This window comes from Haloferula sp., assembly GCF_049672945.1.
GTDB lineage: Bacteria > Verrucomicrobiota > Verrucomicrobiia > Verrucomicrobiales > Akkermansiaceae > Haloferula.
This window is the reverse complement of the sequence record NZ_JBATWY010000161.1, coordinates 1-12,347: the sequence shown is the minus strand read 5'-3', so window position 1 is coordinate 12,347 and position 12,347 is coordinate 1. Positions and strand designations below refer to the sequence as shown.

At 55.4% G+C, this 12,347-nt stretch carries 5 protein-coding genes and 2 pseudogenes; 2 read left to right on the top strand and 5 right to left on the bottom strand.

Annotated features, from left to right (window positions below):
* Positions 1 to 58: 58 nt before the first annotated feature.
* The 5 genes and pseudogenes from WBG04_RS14050 to WBG04_RS14030 all read right to left on the bottom strand — a co-directional run bounded on the left by WBG04_RS14050 (position 59) and on the right by WBG04_RS14030 (position 8,344).
* Positions 59 to 3,109 (bottom strand): beta strand repeat-containing protein, encoded by a 3,051-nt coding sequence (locus WBG04_RS14050; RefSeq protein ID WP_424315080.1) that lies wholly within the window; start codon positions 3,107 to 3,109, stop codon positions 59 to 61.
* Positions 3,110 to 3,615: 506 nt separating this feature from the next.
* Positions 3,616 to 3,756 (bottom strand): annotated as a pseudogene (locus tag WBG04_RS14045) (IS5/IS1182 family transposase); the annotation flags it as partial.
* Positions 3,757 to 3,872: 116 nt separating this feature from the next.
* Positions 3,873 to 5,337, bottom strand: a pseudogene (locus WBG04_RS14040) (IS1380 family transposase).
* A gap of 584 nt (positions 5,338 to 5,921) precedes the next feature.
* The gene (locus WBG04_RS14035; RefSeq protein WP_424315079.1) at positions 5,922 to 7,052 is read right to left on the bottom strand and encodes a putative glycoside hydrolase; all 1,131 of its coding nucleotides are present in this window, start codon (positions 7,050 to 7,052) and stop codon (positions 5,922 to 5,924) included.
* Positions 7,053 to 7,063: 11 nt separating this feature from the next.
* Positions 7,064 to 8,344, bottom strand: a complete 1,281-nt coding sequence (locus WBG04_RS14030; protein WP_424315078.1) for an alpha/beta hydrolase family protein — start codon at positions 8,342 to 8,344, stop codon at positions 7,064 to 7,066.
* 351 nt (positions 8,345 to 8,695) lie between these two features.
* Between WBG04_RS14030 and WBG04_RS14025 the strand changes: the two genes are divergently transcribed.
* Positions 8,696 to 9,793, top strand: coding sequence for a hypothetical protein (locus WBG04_RS14025; RefSeq protein ID WP_424315077.1), 1,098 nt, complete (start codon positions 8,696 to 8,698; stop codon positions 9,791 to 9,793).
* Between the two features lie 205 nt (positions 9,794 to 9,998).
* A partial coding sequence (locus WBG04_RS14020; RefSeq protein WP_424315076.1) for a DUF1800 family protein occupies positions 9,999 to 12,347 on the top strand: 2,349 nt, incomplete at its 3' end.

Below are 12,347 nucleotides of genomic sequence, written 5' to 3'. Positions count from 1 at the left end.
CGTCGCTGAACTAGCGAGCAAGGTGGGAAGAGTGAGAGGAGAACCCGGAATGAGTAAATTAGTTGATCGTCACAAAGAGTCGGGCGAAGAGCTTACCCTCGGCCTCCAGTGAAGTGGGTAGACTTACCGTGACACGATCCACACCTTCACCGAATCCATCTTCGTCTACGGTAATTGTAACGCCCGCCTCTCCATCAACGGCGGTCGTCCAGCCACTAAGGGTGCTTCCATATTGAACAACGATCGTGGTTGCCGGGTCATCATTGGCTAGATCCGTTCGGCGGAAGACGAACTCCAGTCCGGACTCGGTCTGAGTGCTTGTTGGGGCGAGGGAAGGGTTCTCGCTCATCGTAGGATCGCCTCCGACGACATATTCCACACCGGTCTCGAGTCCGTCCTTTTCAAAGTCAACGGATGAATTGGTATCCGTCAGTCCTGCGAATCCGGACGCCCACGTCGCGTAAGAGGAAGCCGAAGTCGCGACGACTTCAATCGAGCCCGTTCCAGTGATGAATCCCTCGGAATTTGCTTCATTGTAAACAACTCCTGCTGCCTTGGCGATGCCACCAAAGCTAAGGGCTGCAACGACATCGGTATCGGAGTGTGTCAGTTCCAGCACTGCGCCTTCGGCGATGGATACGGTCGAGGTATCCGCAAGCTCGGCCTGCGCCAAGCTAAGCGTTCCACCGAGCACCGTGGTAGGTCCCGTGTAGTTGCTTGGCGTGCCGCTTAGATTATTGATGACCAGAATGCCCGCTCCGTCCTTGATCAACACGGTCGGAGTCGCACCGTCGGTGATACGGCCTTGATACTCATCCGTGCCGGAATCCAAGTTGACCGTCAGGGTTCCTCCACCCGTGACGTTGACATCACCATTTATGCCAAGGCTGTTTCCATTTGTTCGCAGTCTTCCGAGGGTCTGATTGAAACCATTGAGATCGAATGCGGCTGTCGAGAAACCCTCTTGGGTCCATCCGAATCTCATGTCTGCATTCGTGGCGAAGGCGTCGTTGACCCCAAGACGAACGTAGCCATCGAAGAATATCGTCGTACTGTTGATTGTGGTCGGCACGTTCAGGTCGATGACATTGCCAAAGTCGAAGCCCGGATCAGCAAAGTTGACACCCGATCCGGCAAAATTGACTCCCGCAGCCGAGAGGTCGAGGAGACCATTGACAGCGATGTCACCAGCGATGGTGGTGCCTCCCGTACCCGAAACCGTTCCCGTGAGGGTCAGCCTGCCCGTCTCGTCGGTTGTCTGGATCCGCGAACCCGACATCGAGACGTCGCCGGTAAGGGTATTGACTCCATCACTGCGCAGGGCACCAGCCTGACCCATCCCATCTCCATTGCCTGTGCCTGAAAGGTCGAGGTTCTCGGCGACGGTGACTCCGCCGCTCAACCGTACGGCTGCACCCGAAGAAACGATGGTGTTGCTGGTGAGGCTTCCTAGGCCGTTGTCGTTGGAAACTTTAACCACTCCCTGATTCACCGTCACCGGTCCTGTGAAGGTGTTTGCACCGCCAAGAGCCAGAGTGCCGACACCTGACTTGTTCAGGCCACGTGAAGAAGCATCCTCACTGACGACCCCTGAGATGCTTATCGTGCGGCGCGCGCCAATGGACATCTCGGCGTCGGCATTCACCAGTTGGATGTCCAAATTGATGAGATCTTCGATGGTCTCGCCGTCCCCGATCTCAACTCCGGAGATTCCTTCACTGATCTTAACCGAACTCCCGCTAATGATGAAGTCATCGCCAGGAATGTTGTTCTCAAACGCGAATCCTTTGTAGGAAAGCCCTTCCGGCAGATCATTGGTGATATCGAGACTGAAGAAATCCTGGAAAACCAAGCTTTCGTTGCCGTTTCCTGTAGGGGCAACACCGTCGACCCAGTTGGTGGCGTTCGACCAAATGTCGTCGTCAGTTTCACTATCACCTTCCCACACCAGAGTGGTGATCGAGGAATCTATCAGCGTCAGAGTGAAGTTGTTTTCGCTGGTGCTCTGCGAGAATTCGTAATCGACCCCTTCTTCTCCGAATCCAGTGATGTTCACAGTTGGCGAAGTGGACGCGACATTGGCGGTCGTAACGAGCTGGAATGTGGCCGGGCTTCCGCCGGTGTAGGCCGTTCCGTCAATATTCACAGTGGCGTTTGCGAGGTGAATGAATCCTGGCGCGTTGATAGGGCTCACACCGGTTTCATCGAAGACGAAATTGATCGTGGCTGGCGGTCTGTTGTTCGTGTTGAATCTGGGGATGTTGATCGTAGCTTCATCTCCGATGATGGACAATTCCAAGGGAGCATCATCATTCGGCCCGTCGTAGTTTCTCATTTGCCCTTGGTTTCCGACGACGCCGAAAGTTCCTCCGCTGATGTTGATTTCCCCACTTAGACCGTAGACTTGTCCGGCCGATGAATAGGGTCCAATTACGAAATTACCGCCGCTAACACTCAGCACCCCGTCAGGGCCCATTGCGACTACAGGGAATAGGGCTCCACTTGGTTCTGGATCTGTCACCGTGACTGATCCGGACAACAAATCAAAAGTTCCTCCTGTGAGGGAGATGGCTGGCGGGCCGTCCACCTCAGGGGCGGTGGTGACAGCGCCTCCATCGATAGTGAAACTGCCGCCCGCAACGGTGAGCGATGAGACGGTGCTGTCCAGCGAGCCACTGCTTACCGTGACCTCGTTCAAAGCGTTGTTTGCCGTGATAGTCACACCTTCTGCATTGAGGTCGCCGCCAAGGATGTTGAGAAATCCTTCGTCATTTCCGGCACCTAGCGTGATCAGTCCAGTGGTCAGCTCACCGCCCGCATTGACATTGATTGTCGCTGAGAATTCGGTGTCGTTAGTATTATTGATCAATACAGGGCCAACGATCGTCGCGATAATCGAGTCAACACTCACGACCCGGCCTTGGTTGATGATAGCGGTGTCATCAATGGTAGGCAGGCGATTGCTCGAATCATCGAGGTCGGTCCACTCGGTGGTGGTGGCCCAGTTGCCGGTCGCAACATTGCGGACGACAGAGGCGCCCTGAATCGTTAATGGGACCGCCAAGCTTGCCACAGCGGGCATCAAAAAGAAGGTTTTTGGGAATTTCATGTTTATGGGTTTCTAATAACGTTTGATATCGGTGCAGTTGGGAATTCAGCGTGAGGTCGCAAGAATTCTACATAAACTAGCTGCTACGATTGATGACTATGATCTGATCCCCGAAATGGTGGCTATCCTCATTTCTTAGGAGGTGCGGACATTTTTGACCGCGGATTGGACAGGACCACAGCTCACATTCTACGATCAGTCGACCTCCTCAGACTGGTTAAGATTCTCGCAACGATCGGGGAAGAGGGAGTAGTGTGTAATGCTTCTTAGATTAGCTCGATTTCGTAAGAAAAGTATGACGAGAAGCTGACTGGAGTACGATTAGAATCGTGAAAAGAAGAAGCCATTCCTGACCAGCTTAACGGTGAGCGTTCTTGCCACTGCCAAGCGGAGACTTTAACGCAAAGCTTCGGGCACTACGCGAATAGTTGGTGCACCGTTCAATCAGCGGATTCGCACTTCTCTTCGATGTGATTCTTGCTGCTGGTTTTCTCAGGGACATTGTTGTCGTTGGACGCTTGGCAAACGTACTGACCCACTACCAGCATGGTCTCGACTTCCACGGCTGCCTGGACGTTGAAGCACTGCTCGAAACTTCCACCGTCTTTCATGATCCGACTCTCGGGGTCGGTAAAGTTATACTGGTCCGCAAGATTAGCTCAATGCCAATTTTCGCTCTCGGTCCGGTCTCGCGCCGATAGCTCCGCTACGCAACTTGCTCGCATCGGCAAGTTGCGGTGCCCGGGTGGGTCATCCCGTAGACTCAGGTTTCTTCCGCGCAGAGCTTGCCGAGCCGTCCGTGGGCGGTGGCGAAGAGTTCCTTCAGAGGGTAGGCGCTGCAGCACTCAATGTGTCCGCGGCGCACGCTGACCTTTATGCGCACGGCTATATTGAAGAGCTTGAAGCGAATTTGTCCGATGGTGGCTCGTTCAAGTGCAGTACCCTTGAGCACACAGGCACGGAGACGGTTCATCAGCAGATGGGCGATGGCGCTCAGCCAGAGCCGCAGTTGGTTGCTCGCCACCCAACGGGTGCTGGTGCGGTCGGCGAAGAGGTCCATCTGTTGCTCCTTGATTCGGTTCTCCATTTCCCCGCGCTGGCAGTAGAGGTCTTCGTACGGGGCTCGGGCCTGGAATCGGCCGGGCCGTGCCGGGCCTTCGTCCTGAAACCCTTCGACGGGGAGGTTGGTGATGATGTAACGGGGATTCCCTCCTTTCACGAGGACTTCAATCTTGGCAACGACATGACGGGGGCGCGACCAACTACTGCCTTTCTGGTAGTAAAAATGGGTGAAACCGCGGGTCGGTAGCGGAAGCTTGTCCTGCCCGGTGTCGTGGCGGAGCTTGCCGAGCTTCGGGGAGATGATTTTCTTGAGTCGGGCATTGGTGGAGAGTCCGAGGTAGTAGTAGACTTCCGGCTGGCTCTCGCACCAGGCCATGATGGCGTCCCGGCAGAATCCTCCGTCGCCACGCAGGATGAGGCGCACCTTTTCTCCGAGGCGTTTGCGGATGAGCGGCACGATCCTTTGCAGGGATTCGACGGTTCCTTGGGAGGCGTCGCGCTTGCAGTCGCGAAGCTCAGCCCAGAGCGGGACATTTCCACAGAAGGCGTAGGGAGGAACGTACCAGTAGTGGCGATAGTAGCCGTTGAAACAGGCTCCTTCCTGGGAGACATGGAGCGGGTCGTCGGTGGCATCGAAATCAATGATGATTGCGCGCGACTTTGCGTGGGATTGCTTTGACTCCTTCCTCGATGAGAAGGGTTTCGATGGCTGCGGATTCGGCGACAATTTTGCGATAGCGGTCGTAGGGGGCTTGCGCGACGAGCTTGAACCGGTTGAGCGTGGCGCTCGCGGCGAGGGCCTTGCCACGATCATTGAAGTCGCGACGCTACGAGCCGAGCGGATCAGCTTTTCCCGCAGCCATCCTGTGGGCTGGATCGAGTCGGAGCGAATCGTGATCGTTGAGATCTTCGTATCCCACCGCCGGGCCTTCGATGCGCTGAGCAAGGAGTTCGGGGACGCTGTGCTCGATGAGTCTCTGATTGCAGCCGTCCTCGAAACAGCGGGAAAGGCGACCTATGATGCCACAACGTGATTCGACCTCGCGCAGGAATAAAGCCCCTCCACCATTACTTGAAAGATGCCCTCCATTGAAGTCAACCTCAACTCGTCGCGACCCCAAGGCTTGAAATTCGAAGCTAGCTTGCTGGCAGTCTGTTTGCGTCATGGCGGTGGCTTGATCTGTTTATTGCTTTAAGCTGCAAAAACTTAACAAAACCATCAGCCATGGCGCACTTCTTTCGGTGATTTTTGCGGACTAGCTCCTAGGGGGCACTGGACACTATCGTCGCCAACACTGCCCGCTACCTTCGACGTCAGAATCAATCCCGGAGGATCCGTGAGCAATGGGAATCGACCATTGAGATGACTACCGAAAAAGCGATCAACTTCCGGCCCTTCCGTTAGGAGCCGAGAGCACAGAAAAAGCGACCGAAAAACTTGAGTTACCTAACCGTACCGAGGTCGGAATACCGAATAATTCCCCATCGCGGAAAATCCCAATCTTTGGCCTGAAACAGCGCCATTCGGGCCAAATGCTCTGGTTCAAACAGAGACCCTAACCGTGCCGGAGGCAAAGTTGTCTCATTAACAGGTGGAATGCCCGGCAATCCGCACACCATTCTCGCCGCTCCCAAATCAGGAAAGGAGGGATTCCCATTAAGCATATCCTTCCGAATCCCAGAAAGGACCATGTCTATCCGCTCTGTGAAACCACATGACTACATAACCTTCGCTTGCGGACCGTTCCCTTTATTGTCGCCCTTTCCGCCAGGTGACCGCCCCTTCCCGCTTCTCGAGATCGACCCGCACACTTGCCTGTTCGAATTCCCGGAGAAAGACCCAACCCTTTGCATCTGGCCGAGTACGAGGCCCTATCGGCTTTCCGAGAGGTCGCTCGAACTCCGGATAGCTCATCAGTGGCCCAGTCCGCAGAAGCCAACCCCAACCATATTGAAAATAGGAATACTCGCACGCTCCGGCGAGGAAGACGGCGAGGTGATAGGAGAGCTCTTTTCGCGCACGCTCCTGGTAGTCAGCATCGGTAAGTTTGGCCGCCTCCAATTTGCCCTCAATCTCGAGGCCGATCCTCCAGACCGAACTCTTGCCTGCACCAGCGATCTGCTCCATCAGCTTCCAGTCCTTGAGAATCGCCTCCTTGGTGAGGGTCTCCGGTTTGTAGTGCTCGAACATGAACGAGTCACCAATTTCGAAGAGCTCCGGAATGTGTGCCCCATTGTTGAGCAACAGGATCTTGTCGGAACCGATCGCCTTCTTTGCCATGCTCATCATTTCGGCCTGTGCTTCCTCCACCTCCCTTCTCTTCTGCGGCCGAAGGAATACGAATCCATGCATCTGATCGACAAATAGACCATCGGCACCGGTATCCTCGACGTATCGGCCGACCTCCGCGGCCCACCACTTGCGAAAATCGGGATTGAGGACGTCGAAAAACGGCACGTTGCCGCGTTGGCTGAATTTCCCGGTATCCGGGTCCGTGATCAGGAAATCCTTGTATTCGGCCGGGATCCGGCCGATCCGGAACATCTGTGATCGGCTTGCGAAAGGATAGGCATAGGCCGAATTGAAATAAAACAGGCAGGTGGTTCCCGGGTCGAGCTTCTTGAACCGAGCAATCTCTCGAGCGGCTCCATGATCAGCCGATTTAAGCACACTGATGGCATGATTCTTCTCGATGCACAGGAAATCCGTGGTTCCGGCGATGTGCTTCAATTCCTCATCCTTGAGCAACCGCGACCCGTCACCGAACATCTCATACACGGGAACCTTATCCCATGAGAAACGGGGCAGCGGAGTCTCGGCGGAGAGTTGCGCCAGGACAGATGTTAGAACAACGAGGATACGGGGCAAAGTCATGTTCATGGGAAAAGGGATTATGGAGTGATTTCCTGATAGCCGGAGCTAACGACGAGGTCACCGCTTTGGGTATTGATAAACCAGGAGGTCGTGCCCTCCGGAAGCGACGCTTCGGCATGCCATGCGCCGTCGTTCCTTACAAGCCGGGCCGGGGACTGGGTCCATTTTCGAGATCCTGTCAGGCCGCTATCGCTGGTTGCAAAGAGAACCGCCCGCTCAAGCATCCTTTCCGTGACGAAGTCGACGCTGGCAATGCCGTTGGCTGATCCTGCATGATCAGCGACGCACCATGGCTTCCCATCATCAACGACGGAACGAGCAAAGGCATAGCTTTCCGGTCGTATCCAACCCGGCCCGTGGCCGTGGCGCATTCCCGGGACCAGTGAAACCATCTGCGGACCCGCAGCCTCCTGGTGACAGCTTGCGAGTTTGTCGAGCGGGAAGTGCTGATCACCTGGCCATGAAAGCCAGAGGATCGGCATCTTCGCACGATCCAAGCGGAGAATCGGATCCCAAAGCTCCTTGTAGATCCTATTGTTTCCCAGCGCCCGCCCATATTGGTTTCCGGCCTCAGAGAGATTTCCGCATCCATAGGTCGGAATCGCGAAGTCAAAACGCGAATCAAGACCGACCACCGTGCTGGTGATGACGCCTCCCCAGGAAATCCCCATGAGACCCACATGATCGGCATCAACATCCGGCAGGGAGCTCAAAAGCGAATTGGCAAGGATTGTATCGGCGACGGCATGATACATCCACTGGTCGGTTAGGCTGACTTGGGAATCGCCATAAATACCGACGCGAGCCGGTCCCCCGAAAGAATGACGATCCCACTGACCACTACCGGGCGCCTTGTTTGAGGTCTGTCCCTCGACTGCTATTGAAATTGCCGCGAAACCCTTCTTGTTCCAAAGCTCCACCCATTCGCGAAACGCAGTTCCCCCGCCCCCATGAACAAGGACGACTCCAGGTACGGGGCCTTTCGTCTTTGCCGGCATTCCCAGCCACGCGAAAACCTTCGTCGCTTTCCCTTGGTAGGGAAGCCCGTCAAAATAAATGGCGCGGACACGATCGTTCGACTCAAAACCCGGGGCATCCTCCATCGCAGGCGGTGTGGTGAGCTTGGCTAGACCTTCAATCATCGCCCGCTCATCCGCGTCGCGGTCGCTCAACGCAATCAAGGCATCACGACCTGTCAGCGTGCCTTCTGACCTAACCGCTTCCTTGACTGCTTCATCGGCAGAAGCCAAGCCAAGTGAACCGAGTGCCACGAGTAAAAAAGTTCGAAAGTAATTCATGATATTTGGGAATAATTCGTCGCCAATAAGGAATTCTTTCGACTCCTCCAATACCAACCACCGACTCAAAAAGGTCGATCTCAGCAGGTCTCATCGGCACCCGATTAGCGCAACTCTTATGCTCTAATACCACCTTCAAGGCTTCCCTTCTTTCACCCGAAATTCGGCATTTTCTGACGGCAGCCCGGGCACCCAAGAAATCGCAAAGTACCCTACGAAATGAGGATATCCAAACCCACTGGCCGGGCTAGAGTGTTAGTACTGTTCAAGAATCTGGGAACGCTCGCCTCCGACTTTTTCCGAAGATCTAGATCGCACAACAATGAAAATCCGAAAAAACCTGCCAATGCCATGACTTCTTCTCACTACACGAAACAGTTTCTTTGTCTCTCATCAGCCGTAGGCGTTTGCCTTCCTGCCTACGGGGCCCTCTTCGCTCCAGACATCGCCTCGAATCAGTCCATGGAATGGGCGGCAGGGAACTGGGCAGTTGGCGGAACCACTCAGCCCGACAACCCGGATCTCGTCGGTAACGACAGCGCCTTCATCAACGACGGTAAAACCGTCAATGTAAACGCTTCGGTTCCCAAAGTCGATTTGATCAATATTGAGAACATCAATAATAACGGATCGACCGTTAACGTCAACTCGGGCGGCACCCTGGCCACCAACAGACTCGACTTGTCTGAAAGAAATGCGAGCGGTACTTTGAACATCCTGACTGGCGGAAGCTTTACGGTTTCCGATCGGACTTTGGTTGGATTCAGAGGCGGGTCTGGCGGTGGATTCATCAACATCAACGGGGGCAGCTTCCTTAATGATGCGACGGGATCGCGGGAGATCATTGTCGGCCGCTCGGGAAACATCACTTTGAATTCGGGAAGCTTTACCGCCACCGGAAGCTCTGCTTCCCACACACTCCAGTTCGGAGGAGGTCTCGCAGGGGCAACTTCTGGCACTGGCGCGGGAGGAACATTGAGCATCAATATCAATGGAGGCACCTTCAATGCAGGCGGTGGCCAGGTGCTCATGTCGTCGCTCACGACAGTCAACGTCACCGGATCCAACGCGATGATCACCATGGACCGCTTGAGCTTGGACACAGCAAGCCGGGCTGCGACCATCAACTTCGATTTCGACAGCACTGGAATCAGTACGATTCAAGGCAATGACTTCCTCCGACTTTCCAATGCGGGTTTGAACATCGACGGTACTGACTATGCGGGTGGCAGCGATGTGTTCGTCCTGTTTTCATCAACAGATCTACAGTCGATTTCCTCGAACGTAACGATCACTGGTTTTGACCCGGGCGAGTATACTGCAGTCCTGACGCAGGATCAGGGCGGATCGGAGGATGTTTTTCTAACCGTTACGGCGATTCCCGAGCCATCAGTTGTCAGTTTCGCGCTAGCCGCACTGGGTTTCGGCTTTATTCGACGCCGTCACTGAAGGCTTTCTCGTCCTCTTGAACAGAAGAAATCCTGAGACCCCCGGCCTCACAACGGAAAGTGGATCAACCTCTCCCTTGTGGGGCCTTTTTCGATCTTTTCATCCAGCTTCGCAGGGATCCCGACCCTGAAGATGTCTTGGCCCTGTTATCAAATAACTGAGCCCCCTCAATGAAACCATTACCTGAGTATCCCAGGTGAAGAAAATGCCTTCGAGTATCCATTTCGGCGCGATTCTGCTCAGTGTCGCCTTCCTCAGCTCCTCCACCACGACGCTTGCCATCGTCGATGCCAACGACAATGGCATGAGCGATGTGTGGGAGGCCGTATTCTCCGCACGCAACATCGATCCACTCGCTGACTCCGACGGCGACGGGAGTTCAAACCGGGATGAATCCGTTGCGGGCACCAACCCCTTCGATGCAGCATCTGTATTGCGTTTACAAATTGATCCTTTGAACGGCGGGTCATTCACGATCAGCTGTCCGCTTCCCAACGCAAAGAAGTACGATGTATTTCATACCGAAGACCTCGCCAATCCCGATTGGCAGCCAATCGCGAGCATCGTTACCGACGATCCCTTCACTTACACCGATCATGTCGATGCTTCACGTGGGTTCTACCGGGTCAGGGTCAGCGATTTCGACCAAGACGACAACAACCTCTCCGACTGGGAAGAGGCCCGCACCATTGTCGATACACAGAGCGGCATCCTGAGGGTCCTCTCGACCGGTGAATCCGTGATCCCAGAGGGCAGTGCAGGCAATCCGTCGACCGTTTACAAGATCGCGACGCTCAGCAGGGTGACTAACAAAGCATGGCCTGTTCCCGCCACGGTAAGGATCTCGCGGGAAGGCGATGACCTTGGCCAGAAAAATGTCTTCCTCGGCTTCTCCGAGCCAGCCTATGGGTCACCGGACTTCGACCTGACGTGGAAAACCTCGGGAATGTCGGCCGTCAATTACGGCGGGAGCAACTACCGAATCACCTTTCCGCAAAATGTGCGGGATGTCTATTTTGAGATCACTGCAAAAAGCGGTACAGGCGGAAGCGATATTCTTCTGAACATCGAGGCCTATGGCGGCGGCCTGACCTACGAGGCTCCCGACAGAGTCGGAGTCTACATCCTAAATGACGACGGCAGCTTCCTGGAGAACCTCGACGGCAACATGGCTTCACGATTCCTTTCCCAAGCCACTTTCGGCGCAACCCGCGGCGAGATCGATCACGTCAAACAGATCGGAATCCCCACGTGGATTGACGAGCAGATCGCATTGCCGCCCACTCTTCACAAGACCTACACCGACGAGCTACTCAGACCCTACACCTACGACTCGAACGGCAACCTTCTGCCGCAGTCGAACATTGCAGCGCGCGAGACGACCTATTTCTACATCTGCAAGCGCACCACCCACACCGCCTTTTTCGATGCGGCGGTCCATGGTGATGACCAACTCCGTCAGCGGGTCGCCTGGGCACTCGCACAGATCTTCGTTATCTCCTTCAACGACGGCTCCCTGCAGCCCTACCACGAAGGCCGCGCGATCTTCCACGACATCTTCGTCAGAAACGCTTTCGGGAACTTCCGCGACATCATCGACGAGGTGAGCTACAATCCGATGATGGCCCAATACCTGACCTACATGCGCAGCCGCAAGGCGGATCCGGCCACCGGCAGCGCCCCTGATGAGAACTACGCCCGCGAACTCATGCAACTCTTCACCATCGGCCTCTGGGAACTCAATCCCGACGGAAGCCGCATTCTCGACGAAAATGACGATCCCATACCCACCTACGACAACGACGACATCACCGAGCTGTCCAGGGTCTTCACCGGGATGACCTGGGGCGGCCCTCTTGTTCCTGCCTGGCATAGCGCGAATCTTAACCGATACACTGTAGAGGACGGTTCCTCGGCCCCCGGAGACAACTACTATTTCTTCGAGAACTACGCGCCAGGCTTCGTGATTCAACCCGAACAGAACCCGATGGTTTTCTTCGACGGCACGAAGCAGACCAATGGAACCTACCGGGGCTACCTCAAGAGCGGAACACGCATTCATTACTACGATCACGCAGCGAAGACCCTCTTCAACCAAGGCTTCCGTCCGGGACATCCGGTATCAATTCCCAAAAATATTGGTGCGGAGGCCTCACTCGACATCGCACTCGACGCCCTCTTTAACCATCCCAACACCGGTCCCTTCATCTGCCGCCAGCTCATTCAGCGGCTCGTGAAATCGAACCCGTCGCCGACTTACATCCAAGACATCGCCGGGGTTTTCGCGGACAACGGCTCAAGTGAAAGAGGCGACCTCGGCGCTGCAATCACCGCGATCCTGACTCATCCCGAGGCCCGATCCTTCTCCGATTTTTCGAATCCCGAGGGCGGAAAGCTTCGTGAGCCCTATATCAGGCTCACGAACCTCGCCCGCTTGCTGTCATTCGACTCGACGGACCCCGAGGGCCTCACGCTCTTCACGGCCGTTGGGGGTAGCCTCGGCCAGGAACCCGGCAACTCCCCGTCGGTGTTCAACTTCTACAGCCCCGACTAC

Coding starts and splice junctions, on each gene's coding strand:
- WBG04_RS14050 (WP_424315080.1), bottom strand. CDS start 3,109: ATGAAATTCCCAAAAACCTTCTTTTTGATGCCCGCTGTGGCAAGCTTG.
- WBG04_RS14035 (WP_424315079.1), bottom strand. CDS start 7,052: ATGAACATGACTTTGCCCCGTATCCTCGTTGTTCTAACATCTGTCCTG.
- WBG04_RS14030 (WP_424315078.1), bottom strand. CDS start 8,344: ATGAATTACTTTCGAACTTTTTTACTCGTGGCACTCGGTTCACTTGGC.
- WBG04_RS14025 (WP_424315077.1), top strand. CDS start 8,696: ATGACTTCTTCTCACTACACGAAACAGTTTCTTTGTCTCTCATCAGCC.